This window comes from Streptomyces sp. AM8-1-1 (genome assembly GCF_032229325.1).
Classification (GTDB): domain Bacteria; phylum Actinomycetota; class Actinomycetes; order Streptomycetales; family Streptomycetaceae; genus Streptomyces; species Streptomyces achmelvichensis.
In genome coordinates, this window is the sequence record NZ_CP135086.1 from 2,486,585 (window position 1) to 2,510,802 (window position 24,218).

At 70.9% G+C, this 24,218-nt stretch carries 27 protein-coding genes; 6 read left to right on the plus strand and 21 right to left on the minus strand.

From position 1 onward, the window contains the following. Positions 1-2: 2 nt before the first annotated feature. Genes RPQ07_RS11085 through RPQ07_RS11095 form a run of 3 tightly spaced genes read right to left on the minus strand, consistent with a single transcriptional unit; the run spans position 3 to position 2,253 of the window. The gene (locus RPQ07_RS11085) at positions 3-956 is read right to left on the minus strand and encodes a methionine synthase (RefSeq protein ID WP_413777832.1); all 954 of its coding nucleotides are present in this window, start codon (positions 954-956) and stop codon (positions 3-5) included. Between the two features lie 38 nt (positions 957-994). Continuing rightward, positions 995-1,684 carry an SDR family oxidoreductase gene (locus tag RPQ07_RS11090; protein ID WP_313943938.1) on the minus strand — a complete coding sequence of 230 codons (690 nt, stop codon included), beginning with the start codon at positions 1,682-1,684 and terminating at the stop codon, positions 995-997. 29 nt (positions 1,685-1,713) lie between these two features. Beyond that, on the minus strand, positions 1,714-2,253 hold the full coding sequence (locus tag RPQ07_RS11095) for a TIGR00730 family Rossman fold protein (protein WP_313943939.1): 540 nt from the start codon (positions 2,251-2,253) through the stop codon (positions 1,714-1,716). Positions 2,254-2,344: 91 nt separating this feature from the next. On the opposite strand from RPQ07_RS11095, the gene RPQ07_RS11100 reads away from it, so the two are divergent. Together RPQ07_RS11100 and RPQ07_RS11105 are read left to right on the plus strand one after the other, a co-directional pair. Beyond that, on the plus strand, positions 2,345-2,683 hold the full coding sequence (locus RPQ07_RS11100; RefSeq protein WP_313943940.1) for a DUF427 domain-containing protein: 339 nt from the start codon (positions 2,345-2,347) through the stop codon (positions 2,681-2,683). 80 nt (positions 2,684-2,763) lie between these two features. Continuing rightward, positions 2,764-3,561, plus strand: a complete 798-nt coding sequence (locus RPQ07_RS11105; RefSeq protein WP_313943941.1) for an alpha/beta fold hydrolase — start codon at positions 2,764-2,766, stop codon at positions 3,559-3,561. A gap of 248 nt (positions 3,562-3,809) precedes the next feature. Here the strand turns inward: RPQ07_RS11105 and mnmA are convergent, their stop codons facing one another. After that, a complete protein-coding gene (gene mnmA, locus RPQ07_RS11110; protein ID WP_313943942.1) occupies positions 3,810-4,934 on the minus strand; it encodes a tRNA 2-thiouridine(34) synthase MnmA in 1,125 nt (374 codons plus the stop codon). Between the two features lie 61 nt (positions 4,935-4,995). Here mnmA and RPQ07_RS11115 point away from each other — a divergent pair, with 61 nt between their 5' ends. Next, complete coding sequence (locus RPQ07_RS11115) at positions 4,996-5,679, plus strand: N-acetylmuramoyl-L-alanine amidase (RefSeq protein ID WP_313943943.1); 684 nt, start codon at positions 4,996-4,998, stop codon at positions 5,677-5,679. 85 nt (positions 5,680-5,764) lie between these two features. On the opposite strand, the gene RPQ07_RS11120 is transcribed toward RPQ07_RS11115, so the two are convergent. Continuing rightward, positions 5,765-6,928, minus strand: a complete 1,164-nt coding sequence (locus tag RPQ07_RS11120; RefSeq protein WP_313943944.1) for a cysteine desulfurase family protein — start codon at positions 6,926-6,928, stop codon at positions 5,765-5,767. 111 nt (positions 6,929-7,039) lie between these two features. Beyond that, positions 7,040-7,630 (minus strand): helix-turn-helix domain-containing protein, encoded by a 591-nt coding sequence (locus RPQ07_RS11125; RefSeq protein WP_313943945.1) that lies wholly within the window; start codon positions 7,628-7,630, stop codon positions 7,040-7,042. Positions 7,631-7,863: 233 nt separating this feature from the next. Here RPQ07_RS11125 and RPQ07_RS11130 point away from each other — a divergent pair, with 233 nt between their 5' ends. Next, on the plus strand, positions 7,864-8,832 hold the full coding sequence (locus RPQ07_RS11130) for a chlorophyllase (RefSeq protein ID WP_313943946.1): 969 nt from the start codon (positions 7,864-7,866) through the stop codon (positions 8,830-8,832). 93 nt (positions 8,833-8,925) lie between these two features. Here the strand turns inward: RPQ07_RS11130 and RPQ07_RS11135 are convergent, their stop codons facing one another. Beyond that, entirely contained in the window at positions 8,926-9,237 is a 312-nt protein-coding gene (locus RPQ07_RS11135) for a DUF4190 domain-containing protein (RefSeq protein WP_391846277.1), read from the minus strand. Between the two features lie 172 nt (positions 9,238-9,409). Continuing rightward, positions 9,410-9,568, minus strand: coding sequence for a hypothetical protein (locus tag RPQ07_RS11140; protein ID WP_313949143.1), 159 nt, complete (start codon positions 9,566-9,568; stop codon positions 9,410-9,412). Positions 9,569-9,665: 97 nt separating this feature from the next. On the opposite strand from RPQ07_RS11140, the gene RPQ07_RS11145 reads away from it, so the two are divergent. Continuing rightward, the gene (locus tag RPQ07_RS11145) at positions 9,666-10,280 is read left to right on the plus strand and encodes a TetR family transcriptional regulator (protein ID WP_313943947.1); all 615 of its coding nucleotides are present in this window, start codon (positions 9,666-9,668) and stop codon (positions 10,278-10,280) included. Here the strand turns inward: RPQ07_RS11145 and RPQ07_RS11150 are convergent. After that, positions 10,249-11,277, minus strand: a complete 1,029-nt coding sequence (locus RPQ07_RS11150) for a YafY family protein (protein WP_313943948.1) — start codon at positions 11,275-11,277, stop codon at positions 10,249-10,251. The genes RPQ07_RS11145 and RPQ07_RS11150 overlap by 32 nt on opposite strands. A gap of 113 nt (positions 11,278-11,390) precedes the next feature. On the opposite strand from RPQ07_RS11150, the gene RPQ07_RS11155 reads away from it, so the two are divergent. After that, complete coding sequence (locus tag RPQ07_RS11155) at positions 11,391-11,963, plus strand: TIGR03086 family metal-binding protein (RefSeq protein ID WP_313943949.1); 573 nt, start codon at positions 11,391-11,393, stop codon at positions 11,961-11,963. A gap of 34 nt (positions 11,964-11,997) precedes the next feature. Here RPQ07_RS11155 and RPQ07_RS11160 read toward each other — a convergent pair whose 3' ends face one another. The 12 genes from RPQ07_RS11160 to RPQ07_RS11215 all read right to left on the minus strand — a co-directional run bounded on the left by RPQ07_RS11160 (position 11,998) and on the right by RPQ07_RS11215 (position 24,215). Beyond that, positions 11,998-12,849, minus strand: coding sequence for an SRPBCC family protein (locus RPQ07_RS11160; protein ID WP_313943950.1), 852 nt, complete (start codon positions 12,847-12,849; stop codon positions 11,998-12,000). After that, on the minus strand, positions 12,846-13,163 hold the full coding sequence (locus tag RPQ07_RS11165) for a metalloregulator ArsR/SmtB family transcription factor (RefSeq protein WP_313943951.1): 318 nt from the start codon (positions 13,161-13,163) through the stop codon (positions 12,846-12,848). Before RPQ07_RS11165 ends, RPQ07_RS11160 begins: the two co-directional genes overlap by 4 nt. Positions 13,164-13,243: 80 nt before the next feature. Next, a complete protein-coding gene (locus tag RPQ07_RS11170) occupies positions 13,244-14,086 on the minus strand; it encodes a thioesterase family protein (RefSeq protein WP_313943952.1) in 843 nt (280 codons plus the stop codon). 98 nt (positions 14,087-14,184) lie between these two features. Beyond that, entirely contained in the window at positions 14,185-14,841 is a 657-nt protein-coding gene (locus tag RPQ07_RS11175; protein ID WP_313943953.1) for a trimeric intracellular cation channel family protein, read from the minus strand. Positions 14,842-14,859: 18 nt separating this feature from the next. Then, complete coding sequence (locus RPQ07_RS11180; protein ID WP_313943954.1) at positions 14,860-16,227, minus strand: dipeptide ABC transporter ATP-binding protein; 1,368 nt, start codon at positions 16,225-16,227, stop codon at positions 14,860-14,862. A gap of 20 nt (positions 16,228-16,247) precedes the next feature. Continuing rightward, a complete protein-coding gene (locus RPQ07_RS11185) occupies positions 16,248-17,345 on the minus strand; it encodes an ABC transporter ATP-binding protein (RefSeq protein ID WP_313943955.1) in 1,098 nt (365 codons plus the stop codon). Next, the gene (locus tag RPQ07_RS11190) at positions 17,342-18,340 is read right to left on the minus strand and encodes an ABC transporter permease (RefSeq protein ID WP_313943956.1); all 999 of its coding nucleotides are present in this window, start codon (positions 18,338-18,340) and stop codon (positions 17,342-17,344) included. Before RPQ07_RS11190 ends, RPQ07_RS11185 begins: the two co-directional genes overlap by 4 nt. Positions 18,341-18,465: 125 nt before the next feature. Then, positions 18,466-20,244 carry an ABC transporter substrate-binding protein gene (locus RPQ07_RS11195; RefSeq protein WP_313943957.1) on the minus strand — a complete coding sequence of 593 codons (1,779 nt, stop codon included), beginning with the start codon at positions 20,242-20,244 and terminating at the stop codon, positions 18,466-18,468. A gap of 106 nt (positions 20,245-20,350) precedes the next feature. Then, positions 20,351-21,349: an ABC transporter permease gene (locus RPQ07_RS11200; RefSeq protein WP_313943958.1), complete on the minus strand. Its 999-nt coding sequence runs from the start codon at positions 21,347-21,349 to the stop codon at positions 20,351-20,353. 450 nt (positions 21,350-21,799) lie between these two features. Next, positions 21,800-22,585 carry an enhanced serine sensitivity protein SseB C-terminal domain-containing protein gene (locus RPQ07_RS11205; protein WP_313943959.1) on the minus strand — a complete coding sequence of 262 codons (786 nt, stop codon included), beginning with the start codon at positions 22,583-22,585 and terminating at the stop codon, positions 21,800-21,802. A gap of 82 nt (positions 22,586-22,667) precedes the next feature. Further along, positions 22,668-23,456: an enhanced serine sensitivity protein SseB gene (locus tag RPQ07_RS11210; protein WP_313943960.1), complete on the minus strand. Its 789-nt coding sequence runs from the start codon at positions 23,454-23,456 to the stop codon at positions 22,668-22,670. Between the two features lie 84 nt (positions 23,457-23,540). After that, on the minus strand, positions 23,541-24,215 hold the full coding sequence (locus tag RPQ07_RS11215; protein WP_313943961.1) for an AAA family ATPase: 675 nt from the start codon (positions 24,213-24,215) through the stop codon (positions 23,541-23,543). Positions 24,216-24,218 lie beyond the last annotated feature (3 nt).

Below are 24,218 nucleotides of genomic sequence, written 5' to 3' on the forward strand. Positions count from 1 at the left end.
CCTTACTCAGGGTTGTCTGCGAGCGATCTCGCGGCCCGGACGCCGTGGGCGAGCGCCGCCCGCGCGTACGCCGGTGAGGCACCCGCCAGTCCACAGGTGGGAGTGATCACGACGGACTCGGCGAGAGTCCCCGGATTCAGCCCCAGCCTGCGCCACAGCGTCCTGACACCCATGACGCTACCCGCAGGGTCGGACAATGCCGTGTCAGTGGACGGCACGACTCCAGCGAACAGCTTCGTGCCGCCCTCGACCGCCTCACCGATCTCGTCGTCGTCACGCTCGGTGAGCAGACCGAAGTCGAACGAGATGCCTGCTGCGCCGGCCCGGCGCAGCAGGGCGAACGGCACGTCCGGCGCGCAGGAGTGGACGGTCACGGGGCCTTCGCTCACGCCCATGACGTCCCGCAGCGCGGACTCCACGACCTGTCGGTCCACCGCCCGGTGCGTGCGGTAGCCGCTGGCCGAGGCGACCTGCCCGCGCAGCACCGCGATCAGCGAGGGCTCGTCGAGCTGGAGCGTCACGGAGGCGCCCGGCACCCGGCGGCGTACATCCGCCAGATGCGTATGCAGTCCTTCCGCCAGCGACGCGGCGAGGTCCCGGCAGGCACCGGCGTCGGACAGGGCCGCCTCGCCGTTGCGCAGCTCCAGGGCGGCGGCGAGCGTCCACGGCCCGACCGCCTGGATCTTCAGCGGCCCCTCGTATCCCTGGGTGAACTCCTCCAGCGCGTCGAGGTCTTCGCCGAGCCAGGAGCGGGCACGCCGGGTGTCGCGGCCCGGACGGTCACTGATGCGCCAGCCGCTGGGCTCGACATGCGCGTACATCTCGACCAGCAGCCCGATGGTCCGCCCGATCATGTCGGCGCCCGGCCCGCGGGCGGGCAGCTCGGGCAGATACGGGAACTCCTCGACGGACCCGGCGACCGTCTTCGCGGCCTCGCGTGCGTCCGTGCCGGGCATGGAGCCCACTCCGGTCGCGGGTCCGAACAGCACGTCGCTCACCGGCCCGGCCGCACGGTCACGTCGTTGATCTCCGCGTCGCGCGGCAGGTCCAGTGCGGTCAGGATGACCGTCGCGACGGACTCGGGGTCGATCCAGCGCGCGGCGTCGTACTCCTTGCCCTCCTGCGAGTGCACCTTGGCCTGCATGGGGCTTGCCGTGCGGCCGGGGTAGACCGAGGTGACCCGTACGCCGTTGCCGCTCTCCTCGTGGCGCAGCGAGTCGGCGAGCGCCTTCAGTCCGTGCTTGGAGGCCGCGTACGCGGACCAGTCGGCGTGCGCGTTGAGGCCGGCGCCCGAGTTGACGAACAGCACCTGGCCCCGGGAGGCGCGCAGTTGCGGAAGCATCAGCCGGGTCAGCTCGGCGGGCGAGATCAGGTTGGCGTTGAGCTGCTGGTGCCAGGTCGTCGGCCGCAGCTCGGCCACCGGGCCGAGGTCGACGATGCCCGCGATGTGCAGGAGCGAGTCGAGCCGGTCCGGCATGGGCTGCATGCCGAACGACTTGGAGATGCGGTCCGGGTCGGCCAGGTCGGCGACGAGCGTACGGGCGCCCTCGTACCGGGCGGCGAGTTCCTTCGCGCGGCCGGCGTCGCGGGCCAGCAGGACGAGTGTGTCGCCGCGCTCGTGGAGCCGGCGGGCGACCGCCGCGCCGATGCCGGAGCCCGCCCCGGTGATCAGATGTGTTGGCATACCGCCCATGCTCGCACTGCCGCGACCGGCTACTGCACCCCGGCGGCCTCCTCCAGGTAGGCGAGGGCCGCGACACCGTCCTCGGCGAAGAACACCAGGTCGGTCAGGGGCAGGGGCAGGAAGCCCTCCTCGTCCATGCGCCGGAACTGCTGCTTGAGGCCGTCGTAGAACCCGGCGGTGTTCAGCAGGACGACCGGCTTGGTGTGCTTGCCGTGCTTCTTCAGCTCCAGGATCTCGGTCGCCTCGTCCAGGGTGCCCGTGCCGCCGACCATGATCACGACGGCGTCGGAGCGGGAGAGCAGCAGCGCCTTCCGCTCGGACAGGTCCTTGGCGATCACCATCTCGTCGGCGTCGGCGCGGGCGAGTGTGTGGAGGAAGTCGACGGAGACGCCCACGAGGCGTCCGCCCGCCGCCTGCACCCCGTCGGCGACGACCTTCATCAGCCCGCTCTCGGAGCCGCCCCACACGAGCGTGTGCCCGCCCTTGCCGAGGAGCTCGGCGAACTCGCGGGCCGGGCGGGTGTAGCGGTCGTCGAGGTCGGCGGCGGAGAGGAAGACGCAGATGTTCATGACGCCACCGTACGACCGGGTCACCCGGCGTCGGACCCCCGGAGAGGGGCCGGGCGGGAAGAAGCCGGCCGCCGCCGGTGCTGTACGTGTCATGACGAAGGCACACACCGGACATCGCATCACGGTCGAGCAGGGCTCGGTCCATGTCATCGCCCGCCATGGCGGGGTGCTGCTCGCGGAGAGCCGCAGGCCCCTGATCCTGCGCGAGACCGGCTGTCCCGACCGCTACTACCTTCCGCCCGGGGACGTGCGCAGTGATTTGCTCACCGCCTCCGGCACCCACACCCACTGTCCCTTCAAGGGCGACGCCGACTACTGGTCGCTGCCGGACGCACCGGACCTGGTCTGGTCGTATCCGGAGCCGAAGACCCAAGTCGCCGAGATCAAGGGCCACTTCTGCTTCTACGACACCGAGGTCGTCGAGGACTGACCGCCGCCCGCGCCGGGTGAGCGGAAAAGAATCTCGCGCGCGACCGATGAGTTCCCGAGCGGGCCCCGGTCAGCCTTCTCATGGACAACATGAGCAGGACGCTCAGCAAGGCGGAGTCGGAGGACGGCACCCTCATCGCGTACGAGCAGCGGGGCGACGGCCCGCCGGTGGTTCTGGTCAGCGGGGCGCTGTGCACGTCCGCGGTGGAGGCACCGCTCGCGGGGCTGCTCGCGTCGCGGTTCAGCGTGTTCACGTACGACCGGCGCGGCCGTGGCGCGAGCGGTGACACCGCGCCGTACGCCGTGGAGCGGGAGATCGAGGACCTGGCCGCAGTGATCGGCGAGGCGGGCGGAGCCGCGTCCGTGCACGGGACGTCGTCGGGTGCGGCACTGGCGCTGCGGGCGGCGGCAGCGGGACTTCCGATCACGCAGCTGTCCGCCTACGAGCCTCCGTACGACCCGGACGAGGCGCCGGGAGCCCCGCCACCGCCCTACGAACACCGGATGCGGGCTCTCCTCGCCGAGGACCGGCGCGGGGAGGCGCTCGCGGTCTTCCTGGGCGAGATGGGGGTGCCGCCCGAGGGCCTGGACGCGATGCGCGGGACGCCGATGTGGGCGGACATGGAGGCGGTCGCCCCCACGCTCGTGTACGACCACGAGGTCATGGCGGGCGGCGGGGTGCCGACCGCGATGCTGAGCGGCATCGGGACCCGGGTGATGGTCGTGGACGGGGGGATGAGCCCGCCCTTCATGCGGGAGGCCGCACGCCTGGCCGCCCAGGCCCTCCCGCGCGGCCGGCACCGCACCCTGACGGGCCAGACGCACGAGGTGGCCCCGCATGTGCTGGCGCCGCTGCTGCTGGAGTTCTTCTCCGCCTAGGCTCTGTCCGGTCGATCTTGTTGGGCCGGTGACGACAGCTACGACACTCCCCCGTAGCCCTTCGGGCACGGGAGGTGCCCCCACGCCGTGTTGTCAAAGTCGCCCGAGTACGCCCAGTACGAGGACGATCCCCCCAGCCTCCGGCGGGGGGTGCCCCCACCGCCGTGCGCTGCACCGCAACCGACGCCACAGGCTGAACATCGAAGATCGCCCGGGCTGGACCTAGAGGCGGCCTCGGACACGGGACGTCAGGCGACCGATACCGTCACGCGCCGCGTGGAGGCGATCGTCGCCGAGCCGACCACCCGCGTGCCGTCGTACAGCACGACCGCCTGGCCCGGAGCCACTCCCCGCACCGGCTCGGTGAAGGTCACCCGCAGCTCGCCGTCGACCAGTTCCGCGCTCACCTCGGTCTCGCCGCCGTGGGCCCGCAGCTGTGCGGTGTACGTCCCCGGACCCGTCGGCGCAGCCCCGCACCAGCGGGGCTTGATCGCGGTCAGGGCGGTGACGTCCAGCGCCTCCACCGGGCCGACCGTGACCGTGTTGTTCACCGGGGAGATGTCGAGGACGTAGCGCGGCTTGCCGTCCGCCGCCGGGTGCCCGATCCGCAGGCCCTTGCGCTGGCCGATCGTGAAGCCGAACGCCCCGTCGTGGGTGCCCAGCTTCGCACCGCCCTCGTCGACGATGTCGCCCTCCGCCGTGCCGAGGCGGTTCGCCAGGAAGCCCTGGGTGTCGCCGTCGGCGATGAAGCAGATGTCGTGGCTGTCCGGCTTCTTCGCGACCGCCAGCCCCCGCTCCTCGGCCTCGGCCCGGATCTCGTCCTTGGTGGTGAGGGTGTCACCGAGCGGGAACATCGCGTGCGCGAGCTGGCGCTCGTCGAGCACACCGAGGACGTACGACTGGTCCTTGGCCATGTCACTGGCACGGTGCAGCTCGCGGCTGCCGTCCTCACGCTCGACGACGGTGGCGTAGTGGCCGGTGCAGACGGCGTCGAAGCCCAGCGCGATCGCCTTGTCGAGCAGCGCCGCGAACTTGATCTTCTCGTTGCAGCGCAGACAGGGGTTGGGCGTACGGCCCGCCTCGTACTCCGCGATGAAGTCCTCGACGACGTCCTCGCGGAAGCGCTCGGCAAGATCCCAGACGTAGAAGGGGATGCCGATGACGTCGGCCGCGCGGCGGGCGTCGCGGGAGTCCTCGATGGTGCAGCAGCCGCGCGCACCCGTGCGGAAGGACTGCGGATTCGCGGAGAGCGCCAGATGGACACCGGTCACGTCGTGGCCGGCCTCGGCGGCACGTGCGGCGGCGACGGCGGAGTCCACGCCGCCCGACATGGCGGCGAGCACACGGAGGGGACGCTGGGAAGTCTGAGTCATAGCGATACCAGGGTAAGGGGCCCGGGGAACCAGAGGCTCGCGAGTATGCGTTGAACAGCGCATGGGAAGCGATGAGAAGCGCGGCGGACAGCGGCGGATCAGCAGGCGTGCCGCGCTGATCGGCGGCACGGCCGCCGTGGTGGGGGCGGGTGCGCTGGCCCACGACGAGCTGCGACGGGTCTGGTGGCGGGTGCCCGGCGTGGAGAAGAAGCGGGTGGAGGGTGAGCTGGACCACGTCGGCGCGGTCTGGACGGCAGCGGCCCGGGCGAACTGGCGCCGCGCGGACCGGCCCGACGACTACGGCATCGACCGGGTGGTCATCCATGTCGTGCAGGGCAGCTATCCGACCGCGCTGAAGGTCTTCAAGAACCCGGGGCACGGCGCGGCCACGCACTACGTGGTGGGCAAGGACGGCCGCGTCGCCCAGATGATCCGCGAGCTCGACGTTGCTTTCCACGCGGGGAACCGCGAGATGAACGAACGGAGCATCGGCATCGAGCACGAGGGCTTCGTCGACCGGCGCCGGGACTTCACCGACGCCATGTATCTGTCCTCGGCGAAGCTCACGGCGGGGATCTGCGTGCGGTACGGGATACCGGTGGACCGCGAGCACATCATCGGCCATGTGGAGGTGCCGGGGACGGACCACACGGACCCGGGACCGTACTGGAACTGGAACCGCTATCTGAAACTGGTGCGCGGCCAGATGCCGTCGGCCCGGCAGGTGGCGGAGAAGAAGGCCTGAGCCCGGTCCGGGGCGACGGGCCCAGGGGTGCCGCCCGGTCCGGGGCGACGGGCCCAGGGACGCCACCCGGCCCCGGGGACAGCCCTCAGCTGAGGCCCGCGGTGCGCGCCCGCTGCACCACCGGTCCGATCGCCTCCGCCACCGCCTTCACATCCGCCCTGGTGGAGGTGTGGCCGAGACTGAAGCGGAGCGTGCCGCGCGCGAGGTCGGGGTCCGAGCCCGTCGCCAGCAGGACATGGCTGGGCTGGGCGACACCGGCCGTGCATGCCGACCCGGTGGAGCACTCGATGCCCTGGGCGTCGAGCAGCAGGAGCAGTGAGTCCCCCTCGCAGCCGGGGAAGCTGAAGTGCGCGTTGGCGGGGAGCCGGTCGGCCGGGTCGCCGCCGAGGACCGCGTCGGGCACCGCCGTACGGACGGCGTCGACCAGTTCGTCGCGCAGGGCGCCGATCTCGCGGGCGAACTCCTCGCGCCGCTCGGCGGCGAGCCGGCCCGCGACCGCGAAGGCGGCGATCGCTGGGGTGTCGAGGGTGCCGGAGCGCACATGCCGCTCCTGGCCGCCGCCGTGCAGGACGGGGACCGGGGTGTACTCCCGGCCGAGGAGCAGCGCCCCGATGCCGTAGGGGCCGCCGATCTTGTGGCCGGAGACGGTCATCGCGGCGAGCCCGGAGTCGGCGAACCCGACGTCGAGCTGGCCGAAGGCCTGGACCGCGTCGGAGTGCAGCGGAATCCCGAATTCCCGTGCCACGGCGGACAGTTCCGCCACCGGCATGACGGTGCCGATCTCGTTGTTCGCCCACATGACGGTGGCGAGGGCCACGTCGTCGGGGTTCCGCTCGACGGCCTCGCGCAGGGCTTCGGGGTGCACCCGCCCGTACGTGTCGACCGGCAGATACTCCACGGTCGCGCCCTCGTGCTCGCCGAGCCAGTGGACGGCGTCGAGCACGGCGTGGTGCTCCACGGGGCTGGTGAGGATCCGGGTACGGGCGGGCTCCGCGTCCCGCCGCTGCCAGTACAGGCCCTTGACGGCGAGGTTGTCCGCCTCGGTGCCGCCGGCGGTGAACACCACCTCGCTCGGGCGCGCGCCGAGAGCCTCGGCGAGGGTCTCGCGGGCCTCCTCGACAGCGCGGCGGGCCCGGCGCCCGGCGGCATGCAGTGCCGAGGCGTTGCCGGTGACGGTGAGCTGCGCGGTCATCGCCTCGACGGCCTCCGGCAGCATCGGAGTGGTCGCAGCGTGGTCCAGGTAAGCCATGGTGGCCCCGATTCTACGAGGCGTGGCGGGGGCGCGGACGCGGCGCAGGGGGGCACGGGCGCGCGGGGCCCGCCACGCCCGGACACGGGGGCGGGCGAGCGGGCGCCGCGGTCAACGCGGTTGGCGCAGTCCCGCGATGAGGAGGCCGACCAGTCGGCGTGCGTCGTAGCGTGCGTCGCTGCCGGAACCGATGCAGAGATTTCCGACTCCGCGCATGAGCTCGTAGGGCTCAACGTCGGACCGGATCTCGCCGGATGCGGCGGCGGCGTCGAGCAGCTCGCCGCACACGGGCACGAGGCGGTCGAGGAAGGAGCTGTGCAGCGCCTCGAAACCGGCGCTGTCCGCCTGGAGCACGGCGGCGAGTCCGTGCTTGGTGACCAGGAAGTCGACGAAGAGGTCGATCCATCGCCCCAGGGCGGCGTGCGGAGTTGCGCCGGCCGCCAGCAGGGCGGGGCCGGCTTCGGCGCAGGCGTCCACCTGGTGCCGGTAGACGGCGATGATGAGATCCGCCCGCGTCGGGAAGTGGCGGTAGATCGTGCCCATCCCGACGCCCGCCTCGGCCGCGATGTCGCGCACCGGCGCCTCCACGCCGGATCTGACGAAGACCGTCGCGGCCGCCTCCAGCAGGGTCTGCTGGTTGCGCCGTGCGTCCTTGCGCCTTGACCCGGCCGAGCTTCCCGCGCTGGGGCCGCCTTCGTTCACCGCTGCACTCCTCCCCTGTCCTCCGCGACTCTCCTGCGAGTCTCCGGTGCACCTTGCAAAGCGGAACAACGCTCCGTATCGTTTGCGGAGCAGAGTTCCGTTTTTCTCATGATGTCAGAACCGGGGCCGGACGGCCACGCCGCACGGCGCCGCCCTGCCTCCTGCCCGGCACCGCGGCCGCCGGGCCCGTCACACCCCTCCACCGCGCACGGCAACCGAACGGAAGCACCTCCATGCCCGAATCCACGCCCGCATCCACGCCCGCATCGAACAACCCGACCGCGCTGCGGATCGCGCCCGCCCCCACGACGATCGTGTCCGCGAAGCCCGTGGTCCTGCCCGCCCCCGGCCGCGGCGAGGATCTCCAGGTCCGCGTCTCCGCGCCCGCGACCGGCGGCGACCTGCCCGTCGTCGTCCTCTCGCACGGTTTCGGCTGGTCGATGGACGGCTACGCACCGCTCGCCGACTTCTGGGCCGCCCGCGGCTTCGTGGTCGTCCAGCCCACCCATCTCGACTCGAGAACGCTCGGCCTGCCCGCCGACGACCCCCGTACGCCGCGGATCTGGCGCATACGCGTCGAGGACCTGGTGCGCGTTCTCGACGGGCTCGATGTCCTGGAGGCCGCCGTGCCGGGCCTCGGCGGACGCCTCGACCGCGGCCGTACCGCCGTGGCCGGTCACTCCTGGGGCGCCCAGACCGCGAGCACACTGCTGGGCGCACGGGTCCTCGACCCCGACGGCGCTCCCGGGGAGGACCTGTCCGACCCGCGCGTGAAGGCGGGCGTGCTGCTGACCCCGCCCGGCCGGGGCGGCGACGACCTGACCCCGTTCGCCGTCGAGAACCTGCCCTTCATGAACCCGTCCTTCGACGGCATGACCACGCCGGCTCTGATCGTCGCCGGCGACCGGGACCAGTCCGCGCTCACGACCCGCGGGCCGGACTGGTTCACCGACCCCTACCACCTCAGCCCGGGAAGCAAGAGCCTGCTCACGCTGTTCGGGGCGGAGCACTCGCTCGGCGGCATCCCGGGGTACGAGGTCGCGGAGACGACGGACGAGAGCCCCGAACGCGTCGCTCTGGTCCAGCAGTTGACCTGGGCGTATCTGCGCAGCGCGCTCGACCCCGCCGACACCGGCTGGAAGGCGGCACAGGCCGCGCTGGAGGAGGCCCCTCATCCGCTGGGGTCGCTGCAGAGCAAGTAGCCCCCGCACAACGCCGACCGCCTCCCGCAGCGCTGCGGGAGGCGGTGGGTGCGGCGGGGAACCGCTCGCGGCGCGCCGGGAGTCGCGGAGCGGTCAGCCGCCGAAGCCCCAGACCACGGTGCCGTTCATGGCCACGAGCACGCCGAGGACGACCAGGTCGGCGACGCCGAGCGCGAGTCCGAGGAGGGCGCGGCCACGGCGTGCGGTGCCCCGCCACAGGGCGAGGGAGGCGAGCACGACGGCGATCGGGCCGAGCACGATGTTCATCACGAGCAGGCCGACGAGTCCGAGCACGAAGGCGGCGACAGCCATGCCGTCCGCGTCGCGGCGGCCTGTCGGACGGGTGTGCGCGGCGGAGTCCGGGGTGCTCGGGGTACCGGAGTCCGGCGTGTCCGGGTTCGGCACGGCGGAGTTGGGGGTGCCGGCGTTCGGAGCATCGGCGCTCCGGGCGATGGTGCGTTCCCGCTCGGCGGTCCCCCGGGCGGCGCTGCGGCCGCGCGGGGTGCGGTCGCTGTGCTTGGTGCGGTCGCTGTGCTTGACGGCGGAGAGCTGCATGGCCGGTTCGGCTCCTTCCGGGTCAGTGCTGACGGGCGCGACGCTCGCGCACGGCGAAGACGAGAAGCCAGACGCCGATGACGGCGCAGGCCACGAAGGTGGCGGAAAGGGGGAGTTGGGCCACGGCGCCCAGCAGGATCCCCAGAAGGAGCAGTGCTGCGACGAGGGCGATCATCGTCATCCTTTCGACATTTCGGTGAACACTTGTCGGTACGACTGTTCACTGACTGGCGAGTCTACACTTCCCTTATCCGGAGAACGGTTGTTTACTCAGTTCCATGAGTCACACCGCCGGAATCCGCCAGGCCCAGAAGCAGAAAACCCGTCAGGCCCTCCTGGACGCAGCGCTGCAGCTGCTCGAGGAGCAGAGTCTGAGCAGTCTCGGGCTGCGCGAGGTGACCCGGGCCGTGGGTGTGGCGCCGACGGCTTTCTACCGCCACTTCCGGGACACGGCAGACCTCGGTGTCGCCCTGGTCGAGGAGGCGCTCGGCAGTCTGCACGCCACGATCGGCGAAGCGCTCACCGAGGAGGCGGACGACGCGCGCATCGACCGGACGGTGACCCTGATCATGGATCTCGTCCGCACCTCCCCCGCTCATGTGCGCTTCATCGCGCGGGAGCGGCACGGCGGAGTGCAGTCCGTACGCGAGGCGATCGCCGAGCAGTTGCGGCAGTTCGGCGACGAGGTCGCGGCGGCGTTCGCCGACGAACCCGAATCGGAGGGCTGGAGCGCCGCGGATCTGCGGATGCTCGCCGGCGTCTATGTGGACCACATGGTCATGACGGCGTCCGCGTTCCTGGAGGCCGGGCCCGCGGGGCTCGACCGGACCGCCTCCCTGGCCCGCCGCCAGCTGCGGCTGATCAGCCTCGGCCGCCGGCACTGGCTGGACTGACGGCGCCCGTCCCGTAGAGCGCGACGATCTCCGCCGCGGCGCGCGCCAGTTCCGCACGCGCCTGCGGCGGGGAGAGCACCTCGACGCTCTCGCCGAAGGCGAGCAGCACGCGGACCGCCGTCAGAGAGCCGAGGGCGAGCTCCACCCGGGTCCAGCGCGGCGTCTCCGCCTCCGCCTGCTGCCCGGCCGCGTCCGGCTCCTCCGGCACGGGCTCGCCGGTCAGCCGGCTGCCGTGCATACGCAGAAACAGATCCAGCCGCTCCTGGCTCACCCGCGCCGTCACGCACACCTCCGCGGGCCGGTCCTCGACCTGACGGCGCAGCACCTCCCAGACGTCGGCCAACTCCTGGCCGGCACGCCGCCGCACGGGGTCGTCGGTGACCGCGGCCGAGAGGACCCGGTCCGCCCGGAAGAGGCGGGGCGCGCCGCGGTGGTCGGCGACCAGGTACCAGATCCCGGCCTTCACCACGAGGCCGTACGGGTCGAGGGTGTACGTCCGCGGTTCGGTGGTGCCGCTGTGGCGGTAGCGCAGCCGCACCCGGCGGTCCGTGAAGACGGCCGAGTTGAGCGCGTCCAGATCGACGGCCGGACCCGGTGCCTTCATCCAGCGGGCGGGGTCCACCAGGATGCGGCGGCTGGTCAACTCGGCTCCGGGCCGGTGGGGTTCGGGCAGCGCCGCCATCACCTTGCGCAGCGCGGATCCCAGTGCCTCGTCGAGCCCCAGCGCGCTGTGGGCGCCCTGGGCGGCCAGCACGAACAGCGCGCGGGACTCGTCCGCCGTCAGCCCCGTGACATCCGTGCGGAAGCCCGGCAGCAGGGCGATCCCGCCGTGCCGGCCGCGCTCGGCGTAGACGGGGACGCCGGCGGCGGACAGGGCCTCGACGTCGCGGTAGATGGTGCGGACGGACACCTCCAGGCGCTCGGCGAGATCGGCGGCGGGCACGAGGCCGCGGGTCTGGAGCAGCAGGAGGATCGACAGCAGCCGGTCGGATTTCACGTGGCGAGCGTCTCCGGAAAACATGACGGGAGATGTCAGGTTATCCCGGAACAGTGCGTGTGGCCGGCGAGCAGCGAGCCCGCGGGCCTTCGGAGTTCGAGGAGATGGACGACATGAACGATCCCCGCCCCCTGTACGAGCGCGCGGCCGAGCAGTTCGCCGGCCTGGTGAAGACGGTGACACCGGACCGGCTGGACGCTCCGACGCCCTGTCCCGAGTTCGACGTACGGGCGCTGCTCTCCCATGTCGTGGGCGGCACGCACCGGATCGCGCTCGTCGGCGAGGGAGGTGACGGTCTGTCGGTGCCCGCCCGCGCGGACGGCATCGCGGACGACGGATGGAGCGCGGCGTACGACGTGGCGCGCGGCCGCTTCGGCGAGGCCTGGGCGGACGACGCGAAGCTGGTGCGACCGGTGACGGTGCCGTGGGGCGCCGAGATCCCCGGAGCGGCCGCGGTGGGCGGCTACGTCATGGAGACCCTGGCCCACACCTGGGACCTGTCCCAGGCGCTGGGGCATCCTCTCCCGCTGGAGCAGGAACTGGCGGAGATCATCCTGCCGCTGGCCCGGGAGGTCCTCCCGGTCGAACCCCGCGGCGGACCCGTCCCGTTCGGGGCGGTGCAGGAGGCGCCGGAGGGCTCCGACGCGTACACGCAGCTGGCGGCGTGGCTCGGCCGAGCCGTGTGACGGCACGCCCCGGCCAGGGCCCCGGGAGCGGACGTCAGCGCTCCTGGAGCCGGGACGCCAGGTGCTCGATGCGCTGGCGCCAGGAGTCCAGCGCGGCCCGGGTGTCCAGATCCGCCGGGCCCGTCTGCGTCAGGACGAGACGCGGGCCGTGGCCGGTGCCCTGGCCCAGTTCCCAGCGGACCTCACCCTCGGACTGCCAGGCGTAGACGAGCAGTTCGGGGGCGCGGACCTCGACGACCGGTCCCGCGGGGGCGACGGCCGCGGTGAAACCCTCGGGCACCGGGTCGCCGGCCTCGGGAGTCCCACCGCCGGTCAGGAGGTCCCACACCGTCCCTGCGGGACGGACGAGCTGCCGCTCGAAGCGGATCCGCGGGCCGACGGCCGTGTCCTCGACCGTGCCGGCGGCGAGGCCGAACCGCTCGACGTACGCCTCGTGCAGGGTGCCCGCCGCGTCCCCTTCGACGTCGGGCACCCGGCCGTCGAGCAGTTGCGCCAGCGCGGTGATGCAGACGTGCCAGCCGGAGGCGAAGCTCGCCGCACCGAACCGGTCGCCGAAGGTGTGCACCAGGGTCAGCAGCGAGCCGTCGCCGTCCGGTGTGATCTCCCAGCGCAGATGGTCCTCGCCCCAGGTGAAGGCGAACACGTGCGGCTCGTCCGCGTCGGTCACGGTGCCGGTCATGCCGGGCCCGGAATCACCGGGAAAGAGGAACCCGATGGCGCCGCCGGGACGCAGCTCCACGGTCACCTCGGAGGGGAACCACCGGGCGAGGTGTTCGGGCGCGGTGATCGCGGCCCAGACCTTCTTCGGCGGGTGCGCGAGACGGCGCTCCATCCGCAGGGCGTTGCGCCCGTCCTCGGTGGTGAGGGTGTCGGGGTGCGGGGTCATGAGGAGTCGTCCTCCATCGCGTCGAGATGACGTTCGAGCGCATCGAGGCTCCCCGCCCAGAGATGGCGGTAGTGCGCGAGCCAGGCGTCGAGCTCCGCGAGGGGCTCGGGACTCAGCTCGTACCAGCGGCGCTGCGCGTCCTGCCGGACCCGGACCAGCCCGGCCTCGCGGAGCACCCGCAGGTGCTTGGAGGTACCGGGCTGGCTGAGGCCGAGCCGGTCGGTGAGCTCACCGACCAGATGCGGACGTTCCAGGAGCAGATCCAGGATTCTGCGCCTGCTGGGCTCCGCGAGCACGTCGAACGGTATGGGCATACCCACGAACATACTCACTGAGTTATATAACCGCAAGAGAATGAATAGAGGCCGGCGCGGGGCCTGCACCCGCCGCTCGGCTAGCGCGGGGCCTTCGCCAGCTGCCGGGACTGGGCGACGAGCCGGTCGCGGCTGTCCCAGACCTCGGCGTCCTCCTCCAGGAATCCGCCCGCGAGATTGCGGGTGACGATGGAGACCCGCAGCGGGCCGGGAGCCGGACGGCAGCGGATGTGCGTGGTGAGCTCCACCGTGGGCGTCCAGCCCGTCAGCCCGAGCTCGAACGAGGTCGGCGGCAGGGCGTCGACCGTCAGGAGCAGCGAGAACGGGTCCGCGTCACGGCCGTCCGCGAGCGAGAACCAGCCGCGCATCTCCCCCTTGCCCGAGGGAGCTCCGACGGCCCAGCCGACGGTCGCCGGGTCGAGCCGGATGTTCAGCCGCTCGGTGATGGCGGAGCTGCCGGGGATCGCCACCGGACCGTCCGCGGGGCCGAGACACTGCTCGTACGGGGGCATGACCGGCGGGGCCGCGGAGGTGCGGACCTCGTCGGAGAGCGTGTCGAGATCGCCGTAGGTGGCGAGCACGCGGATGCGCTCGACCTCGGTGCCGTCCTCCTCGAACTGGACGAGGGAGGCCTGGCCCGTGGAGAGGGTGCGGCCGGTGCGGACGATCTCGGTACGGATCAGCGCGGGACCCGGCTGCGACGCGGTGAGGTAGTGCGCCGAGACGGTGAAGGGGTCCGGGTGCGGCAGGGCCTCGCCGAGGGCGCGGCCGAGAAGTGCCAGCAGGTACCCGCCGTTGACGGCGCGGACGATCGTCCAGCCCGCCGAGAGCTCCGCGTCGTAGACGCCCGGTGCGCGCAGGGACACAGCGGTGTCGCGGTCGAACTCGCTGTCCCCGATCGATGCCTGAACTGCCTGTGCCATACCGGTACGGTACAACAGGTCATTACTGAGCGGTAGCTTTTTTGTGCTGTGACGCTTCCCTCCGGGCGACCGTCAGGACGCGGGCCCGCGGAGAGGGGTCATGCCTCCTCCGCGGCGGACGAGCGCCGGTTCCAGGCGCGGGGTGCGCGCCAGTTGAACCGCATCGCCGCCAGCCGGAGCAGGAAGGCGGTGATCACGGCGGTCCCGCTGGTGAACGCGTTCAGCACGTCGAAGCGGATGCACAGGACGACCATGGTCGCGCCCACGATGGCCGGGACGGCGTAGAGGTCGCGGTCCCAGCGCAGCAGTGACGGGACCTCGTTGGCGAGGACGTCCCTCAGCACACCGCCGCCGACCGCGGTCGCGAGGCCGAGCACCGCCGACGAGGTCAGGCTGAGCCCGTACTCGTACGCCTTGGTCGTGCCCGTGACGCAGAACAGGCCGAGGCCGGCGGCGTCGAAGACGTTCACCCCGGACTGGATGCGCTCGACCTGCGGATGCAGGAAGAAGATCAGTGCGGCGGCGACCAGGGGCATGAGGAAGTAGCCCAGGTCCGTGAAGGCGGCCGGGACGACCCCGATGACCAGGTCACGGAACAGCCCTCCGCCCAGCGCGGTGACCTCGGCGAGCACCGCGATGCCGAAGACGTCGAAGTTCTTGCGCACGGCGAGCAGTGCACCGGAGATCGCGAAGACGAAGATTCCGGCGAGGTCGAGCGAATGCTGGACGGAGGGCGTGAACAGTTCTTGGAGCACCGGACGATTGTGCCGGTTCTACTCCTTGGCGGTGCCCCCCGGGCCCTTGGCCTCGTCCGCATCGGCCTCCGGCGTCTCGGACACGGCGGTCGTGGCAACAGGGGCGTCGGGCTCGGCAGCCTTCGTCACCGGCGCCTCGACCACGGCGGCCTCGGGCTCGGCGGCCTTCGTCACCGGCGCCTCGGGCTCGGCGGCCTTCGTCACCGGCGCCTCGGGCTCGGCAGCCTTCGTCACCGGCGTCTCGACCACGGCCGGCTCGGCAACCGAGGCGTCGGCCGCGGCGGCCTCCGCCGTCTCCTCCGACTTCGGCCTCGCGTCGACGATGTCGATCGCCTCCCGCGCCGACGCGATCACCACGTCCTGCGGGACCTGGTCCGGCGCGTTCTCCGGGTGGTGGCAGGCCACCTGCTGCCCCGGCTTGAGGGCGATCAGCGGCGGCTCCTGCGTGGTGCAGATCTCCGTCGCCTTCCAGCACCTGGTGTGGAAGCGGCAGCCCGTCGGCGGCGAGATCGGCGAGGGCACGTCGCCCTTGAGCAGGATGCGCTCGCTCTTGACGCCGCGACGACGCGGGTCGGGCACCGGCACCGCCGACATCAGCGCCTTCGTGTACGGGTGCATCGGCGCCTCGTACAGCGACTTGCGGTCCGCCAGCTCCACGATCTTGCCCAGGTACATGACCGCGATGCGGTCCGAGACGTGCCGGATCACCGACAGGTCGTGGGCGATGATCACATAGGTGAGGCCCAGCTCTTCCTGGAGATCGTCGAGCAGGTTCACCACCTGCGCCTGGATGGAGACGTCCAGCGCGGAGACCGGCTCGTCGGCCACGACCAGCTTCGGCTTCAGGGCGAGCGCGCGGGCGATGCCGATGCGCTGGCGCTGACCGCCGGAGAACTCGTGCGGATAGCGGTTGTAGTGCTCGGGGTTGAGACCGACCAGGCCCAGCAGGCGCTGGACCTCCTTCTTGATCCCGCCCTCGGGCGTGACGCCCTGGAGCTTGAACGGCGCGCTGACGATCGAACCGACCGTGTGACGCGGGTTCAGCGAACCGTAGGGGTCCTGGAAGATCATCTGGACGTCCCGGCGCATCGGACGCATGGCGCCCACGCCGAGGTGCGTGATGTCGGTGCCCTCGAACTCGATGGAACCGCCGGTCGGTTCGAGGAGCCGGGTGATGAGCCGGCCCATCGTCGACTTGCCGCAGCCGGACTCGCCCACGACGCCGAGCGTCTCGCCGGGAAGCACGTCGAAGCTGATGCCGTCGACCGCCTGGACGGCGCCGGCCTGCCGGCGCAGCAGCCCCTTGGTGATCGGGAAGTGCTTGACCAGTCCGGTGACCTTGAGCAGCGGCTCGGGCGAGGAGGTGGCCTGCTCCGGGATCGTCATCTCGGAATCCTTTGTCTCACTCACAGCTTCGGCGCAATCTCTTCGGTCCAGATCCGCGTGCGGTCCTCCTGCGACATGTGGCAGGCCGAGTGGTGCCGGCTGCCCACCTCACGCAGGTTCGGCCGCTCGGTGCGGGTGATGCCGCCCTTGGGCACATCGGCGTACGGGCACCGCGGGTGGAAGGCACAGCCACTGGGGATGTTGATCAGGCTGGGCGGGGAGCCCTTGACCGGGATGAGGCGTTCGGTCTGGTCGCGGTCGATGCGGGGCATCGAACCCAGCAGGCCCCAGGTGTAGGGGTGCTGCGGCTCGTAGAAGACCTTCTCGGCCGGACCGCGCTCGACGCAGCGGCCGCCGTACATCACCAGGATGTCGTCGGCCAGCTCGGCGACCACGCCCAGGTCGTGGGTGATGATGATGACCGCGGAGCCGAACTCCTTCTGCAGATCCCGGATCAGGTCGAGGATCTGCGCCTGGACGGTGACGTCGAGGGCGGTGGTCGGCTCGTCGGCGATGAGCAGCTCGGGGTTGTTGACGAGCGCCATCGCGATCATCGCGCGCTGACGCATACCGCCCGAGAACTCGTGCGGGTAGCTGTCCACGCGCTTGTGGGGCTCCGGGATGCCCACCCGGTCCAGCAGCTGGACGGCGCGCTTCATCGCCGTCTTCTTGTCCACCTTGTTGTGGACCTGGTACGCCTCACTGATCTGCTTGCCGATGGTGTAGTACGGGTGCATCGCGGACAGCGGATCCTGGAAGATCATCGCCATGTCGCGGCCGCGCAGGCGGCGCACCTCGTCCGGATCGGCGGACAGCAGTTCCTTGCCGTTCAGCCAGATCTCGCCGGACAGGTGGGCCTTCTGCCGGCCGTACTGGCCGACGCGGTGCAGGCCCATGATGCCGAGTGAGGTCACCGACTTGCCGGAGCCGGACTCGCCGACGATGCCGAGGGTCTTGCCCTTCTCCAGCTGGAAGGAGAGTCCGTCGACGGACTTCACCAGACCGTCGTCGGTGGGGAAGTGCACCTCGAGATCGCGGACTTCGAGGAAGGCCGTCGAGGGGGCCGATCCCGCGGAGACGGGCTCGCCGACGGCGCCGGTCTTCGTCAGTTCGGTCATGAGAGCCTCACTCGGGGGTCGATCACTGCGTACATGAGGTCCACGACAAGGTTCGCGAGGACCACGAAGAAGGCCGAGATGAGGGTGACCCCGAGGATCACCGGCAGGTCGTGGTCGCTGATGGCCTTCACCGCGTTGTACCCGAGGCCGTGCAGCGAGAAGGTGCTCTCGGTGAGCACCGCGCCGCCGACCAGCGCTCCGAGGTCGAGGCCGAGGACCGTGAGGATCGGGGTCATCGTCGAGCGCATCGCGTGCTTGCCGATGACCACGGGTTCGGTGAGGCCCTTGGCCCGGGCGGTACGGATGTAGTCCTCGTTGAGGACCTCCAGCATGGTGGCCCGGGTGAGCCGCGCGTACATCGCGGCGTACAGGAAGGCGAGGGTGACCCACGGCAGGATCATGCCGTTGAACCAGGTCGCCGGATCCTCACCGAATTCCGTGTCCGGGCGCCCGAACCAGCCGAGCTGGTCGGAGAAGAGCGCCAGGGACAGGATGCCGGTGAAGTAGATGGGCAGGGAGACACCGCCGAGGGCGATGCCCATCGCCGAACGGTCCAGCGGGGTACCGCGCTTGAGGGCGGAGACGATGCCGGTGGCGACACCGCCGATGACCCAGAGCACGACGGCACCGAGGGCGAGCGAGAGGGTGACCGGCAGCCACTCGAGGAGCAGCGGCCAGACCTCCTGCTCGGTCTTGAACGAGTACCCGAAGCAGGGCGCGGCGCACTGCGTCACGTCGGAACCGTTGGAGTACGTACGTCCGGCCACCAGCCCGACCACGAACTTGCCGAACTGGACCAGGATCGGGTCGTCCAGGCCCATCTTCTGCCGGATGCCCTCGATGGCGGCCGGGTCGGACTGCTTGCCGACGAAGTAAAGCGCCGGGTCCGTCCCGATCATCTTGGGGAACAGGAAGAAGATTCCGAAGGTCACCAGAGTGATGACCATCAGCATGACGATGACGGCGAAGATTCGCCGGATGAGATATGCAAGCACTGCGCTCGGCCCGACGGCGACCCGGGGGCCCTCTCTTCTGGAGAGGGCCCCGGGCCACCGCTCGCGGCCATCACCTGCCCTTCGTGCCTAGCGGGTGTGGCACTGGAACGTGAACTGACTGGGTTTTACTTGACGACGCCGAGCGAGGCGTAGTCGTAGCGGCCGTTGTAGGCGTCCGCGGTGTAGGCGTTGGTGAGGCGGGTGCTGCGCCAGGTGATCGTCTTGTCGTAGACGAAGGGCAGGTAGACAGCGGCCTCGGAGACCTTCTGGTTCATCTGCTTGTAGATCTCGCCGGCCTTGTCCGGGTCGGTCTCCGCGATGGCCTGGTCGAAGAGCTTGTTGATCGCCGGGTCGTTCAGCTCCGAGAAGTTGTTGTTACCGCTCTGGAGGATGAAACGGCCGTCGACCAGCGGCTGGGAGAAGCCCTGTCCGGACGGGAAGTCCGCACCCCAGCCCATGATGATGATGCCGTAACCCTTGTCCTTGACGACCTTCGGCGAACCGATGATGCCGGACGTCTGGGCGCCGTCGAACTGGTCGACCTGGGCGTCGATGCCGACCTGCTTCAGCGCGTTCTGCAGCGAGACGGCCGTGGCGACCTCGACCGGCTTGTTGTTGCGCACCGCGATGGTGGTCTTGAAGCCGTTCGGCTTGCCACAGGCCTTCAGCGCGGCCTTGGCCTTCTCGACGTTCGGCTTGCTGTCGTTCTTCAGGACCTCGTACGGGTCGTACGACGGGTCGGCGCCCTTGATGCCCGCGGGGAGCATGTTCGGGGCGATGTCGCCACCGGCCTGCGGGCCGCCACGGGCGGTCTGCAGGGACTTCTTGTCGGCGGCGTAGATGACGGCCTTGCGGCACTCGATGTTGTCGAACGGCGCCACCGTCTGCGGGAAGACCGCGTAACGGATGAAGCCGGTCTGGCCGTTGTCGAGGTTGCCCTTGTGCTCGCGGATCGCGGTGGTGCGGGCCGCCTGGCCGATGCCCGTCGCGTTGATGTCGATGTCGAAGTCACCCTTGAGCAGGCGCTTGTCCATGTCGTCCGCGTTGGTCATGAAGGTGACCGAGATCTTGTCCGGGAGCGCCTTGCGGATCGTGTCCGACGAGGCCTTCCAGTTGGCGTTGCGCGACAGCTTCATCGACTTGTTCGGCGCGTACGAGTCGATCTTGTACGGGCCGTTGGAGAAGGGCTTCAGGCCGTACTTGGCGGCGGTGTCCTTCTCCTTCTTGACCGGAGAGGCGGCCGGCATGGCGAGCATCTGCTCGAAGTCGCCGTTCGGCTTCGGAAGCTTGAAGATGATGGTCTTCGCGTCCGGCGTCTCGATGGCCTTCAGGCCGAGCTTGTCCGCGGACTTGTCCTTGTACGGACCCTTGTACTCGGTCTTCGGGTCGAGGACCTGCATCAGGTAGACCGGGCCGCCGGAGATGACGTCCTGGGCCCAGGTGCGCTCGATGCCGTACTTGATGTCCTGCGAGGTGACGGGCGTGCCGTCCTCCCACGTGACGTCGTCCTTCAGCGTGTACTTGTAGGTCTTGCCGTCGGGCGAGATCTCGGCCTTCGCGGTCGCGAGGTCCGGCACGAGCTCGGTGCTGCCCGCACCCGGCGCCGGCTTGAAGCTGACCAGCTGGCGGGTGTAGTAGCGGGCGAAGTCCCACATGAAGCCGTAGTAACCGCGCTGCGGGTCCCACGAGTCGGCGTCCTGCGTGCCGACGAACTTGAGCTCACCGCCCTTGGCGGTGGACGCGTTGGCGACCTTGCCGATGCCGGCGTTGAAGCCGGGCGTCTTGCCGGCTCCGTCCTTGTCGTCGTCCTTGTTGCCGCCACAGGCCGTGGTGGTGAGCAGGGCCGCGAGCACGACAGCCGTGCCTGCGGCAAGCCTGCGCTTCGACGTGCGATGGGTTGTCACGATGCTCGCAACCTCCGTAGTAGTCACGGCCCTTGAGGGCCGCGGGTTCTGGGCTATCGCTCCTGACTGGTGGCAGGGGCTGTGGATCCGCAGGGCTTGCGGTGGTTCAGCGGGATCCCTTGGGATCCAGCGCGTCCCGTACGCCGTCACCGAAGAGGTTGAAGGCGAGCACGGTGATGAAGATCGCCAGACCCGGGATGATCATGAACACCGGGTCGTCCTCGTAGGTGCGCACGGCCGTCTGGAGCATCTCGCCCCAGGACGGGGTGGGCGGCTTCACTCCGACGCCCAGGAAGCTCAGCGCGGCCTCCGTGAGGATGTTGGTCGGGATCATCAGCGTCGTGTAGACGGTGATCGGCGCGACCAGGTTCGGCAGCAGCTCGCGGAAGAGGATGTAGGACCGGCCGGCTCCCAGGCTGCGCGCCGCCTCGACGTACTCGCGTTCGCGCAGCGACAGGGTCTGGCCGCGCACGATGCGGCCGATGTAGGGCCAGCCGAAGAAGCCGATCACCAGGACCAGGACGGCGATGCGCAGTCCGGAGCCGGAGAACCCGAACAGCTCGTTCGGGGTGACGGAGATCAGGGCGATGATGAAGAGCAGCTGCGGGAAGGCGAGCAGAAGGTCCATGACCCGGCTGATCGCCGCGTCCACCCAGCCGCCGAAGTAGCCCGCGATGACACCGAAGAGGGTGCCGAGGGAGACGGCCACGAAGGCGGACAGGAAGGCGACCAGGAGCGAGATGCGGGCGCCGTAGATGATCCGGCTGAAGACGTCACGGCCGTTGACCGGCTCGACTCCGAGCAGGAAGTCGGAGCTGATGCCGCCCCAGCTGCCGATCGGGGTGCCGAGGAGCGGGTCGATCTGGTCCTCGTGCAGCTCCTCCGGCGGGTGGCCGAACGCGTCCACGATCAGCGGAGCGAGGAGCGCGACCAGGACCAGCAGGAGCACCACGACCCCACCGGCCAGCGCGACCTTGTCCCGCTTGAGGCGGACCCAGGCGATCTTCCAGGGTGAACGCCCCTCGATGGCCTTTTGCGGGACATCGGCGGCGACATCGACGGCCGCGGTCTCGGCCGCGCTCGTGTCGTGCAGTGGTGCCGTCATCGTGGTGGGGACCCCTCTCGGCCGGTGGTGACCGACCCATGCCCGCCGCTGTAGCGGCTTCGTTCACATCAGTGGTGCAGTTGTGTGTGGTGCGAGGAAAGCTTGAAGAAGCAGGTCGTACACGGGACCGAAGGGTCCTTGTTGCGGGAGTCTTCAACGCTGCCGCGATCACCCGCCAGACCCCTCGGGGAATGTTTGCGTAAACGTGATGAGGGAAGCAGGTTTCCGTTATACGGACGGGACCGCCGACTGAGCGGAACGCCAAATAGCCCATATGGGACGGAAGTTCACCGATGCACCGCCCGTCACGCAGAGGCGCCTCATTCGAATACAAGGCGCTTCACGGGTTGCGCACACACAATCCGACCAGAACATCCGCGCAGGGCATGGAAAGAGGACGAATTCGCCCTCTGGAGCGGTGTGGTGGGAAAGCGGCCGAGGCCGGTCGGTTCAGTGGCCGTGAGGCGGCGGATAGCCGTAACCGCCGCCCTGGGGGGCGCCGTGCGCATCACGGTCGTAGAACGGCCGGGAGTTGGCCCGCAGCCACATCGTGACGGGGTCGTACTCGTCGGACATCGCGACGGTGGACACCGGCAGTCCCTCCGGGACGGCCGCGATCGACTGCTGCATCATCGCGCGGACCGCGTCCACCGACTGCCGCCCCGTGTCGTACAGATCGAGCCCGATCGCCAGATAGGGAGCGCCGAGCGCGGGCTGCACCCAGGCGCGGCGCAACGAGCGGACGGCCGGGGTGCGGTGGGCGTTCTGCGAGAGCAGGGCGTAGAACTGCGGGATCTCGATGGCCGGCTCGGACAGCCGCAGCGGTCCCGCGGGCATCCGGTCGAGACCGGTGGCGATCCTGCGGAGGTCGGGCCAGGGGATGCCCACACCGCCGCCGGGGGCGTGCGGATTGAGCCAGATGCCCCAGCGGTCGGGGTAGAGGGCGCGGGCGATGTCGAGGCCGCCGACGACCTCGTGCGCGCGGTTCCAGCCGGAGACGGCGAGCTCCTGGGCGGAGGTGACACAGGGGGCGTAGCCGACGCCGTCGACCTCCATGTTCCCGTACTGGGCCTCGGGCGAGCCCGCCCGGCCGTGCCAGAGCAGCATCCAGACCTGGCCGCTCGCCGGGTCGGCCAGCGCCTTCAGCAGCGCCTCGTACGCGTCGTAGCGTCCGGGAGTCACCTGGCGCAGCATGTGCTCGACCTGCCCGGCCGCCGCGGTGCCTGACGCACTCACTCTGGGTTCCGCCCCTCTTCGCATCACGATTCAGCAGGCCATGAAACCAGCTTAATCGGCCGTTTCGACACCGACTTGACGACTACACGTGCTCTCGTTGGTAGAACGGCCGCACCCGCGCCAGCATCCAGTCGGCGACGGGGTCCTGGGCGACGTCCAGCAGGACGAGGCTGACCGGCCAGCCGACCTGGACCCGGCCGAGCGCCCGACCGAGGGCGTCCATGGGCGCGTTGCTGCCGACCGCGTCCCAGCCGGACAGCTGCACACCGATGAACAGGGTGGGCGGATCGCCCTCGATGGACGCGAGCGCCCGCCGGGCGGTGACGACGACGCCGGACTCCTGGAACTCACCGGCCGCGGCGGCCAGGAAGTCGACGGGCTCCTCCTGCCAGTCCGGCTCGAACAGCCGCACCCGCCCGCCGCTCGGCCCCCCGGCGCCGGCCTGCGCGTCGCCCGGTTCGTGCCGTCCGGCCCGGCAGAGCTCCGCCACGGCGGACGGCGGCAGCGGTGCGCCGACGACACCGCCCGGGTTGACGGCGATGCCGAGCTGCGGGGGCAGCCCGCGGGCGAACTCGCGCGCGGGCGCCACGGTGAAGGGCATATGGCTGCCCACACAGGTCAGGAACTGGTGCTCGGAGCTGAAGACCGGCACATACGCCTGTCCCTCGATCTCGGTGGTGGGCAGATCGAGGTTCGGACTGTCCGGGCCGCCGCCGTTGGGGAGCGGGACCCAGAGGAAGCTGCGGCCGAGGACCTCCACGAGCCGGCCCCCGGCGGCCGGGTTGCCGAGCGAGGCGCCGAGCACCTCTTCGAGCTCGTTCGCCGGCCAGCCGCCGGACGGATGCGGATGCGCCTGTCCCGGAATGGTCATGTGCTGGTCTCTCCCCCGGCTCTCCTCTGTGCTTCCCCCGACCCTAATGCGCGCGCCCGCCGGGCCGGGGACGGGGCCGGGCGATCACTCCTCGCCGAAACCGACCCGTGACAGCACTGTCGCCGCGTCCCGGTCGAGCAGCACCGCCGAGGCACAGCCGGCGGGCAGCTTCCCGGCCTCCGCGTCGCCGATCAGCCGGCCCACGGCACGCTGGTGCCGGGCGAAGGCGTACCCGGACACCCCACGGCCCCGCTCGCGCTGTCCCTGCCGGGCGATCCCCGGGGAGACGTCGAGGAGGACGAGGTGGAGCGCGCTGCCGCGGCGCCGCGCCTCCCGGCCCAGCCAGCGCCGCACCCAGGTCTGGGTGCCGCAGTCGTGCACGACCACGCTCTCGCCGGAGCGCAGGGCCCGGCGCAGGCCCGCGTAGTGCGCGAGGCGCACGAAGGGCCGGTAGACGGCGTACGGGAGGAGCCTCGGCATCCTCGCGTCCCACCGGTCCCGGGTGTCCTGGGAGTCGATCCGCCGGCCGCTCGCCGCGCGCCTGATCAGCGTGGACTTCCCGCTGCCGGGCAGGCCGGACACCACCACGACGTCGCCCGCGGCGAACCCCAGGCTGCGCGGGCTGCGTCCCGCGCGGTCCCGCAGGTCACGCAGCACGGGCGCCGCCCTCAGGACGTCGCCGGCCTCTCGGGTGGGTGCCTGCGGCGGCGCAGGCACTCCCGCGGCGGTCGCATATGCACCGGACTGCTGCAAAGTCATCAC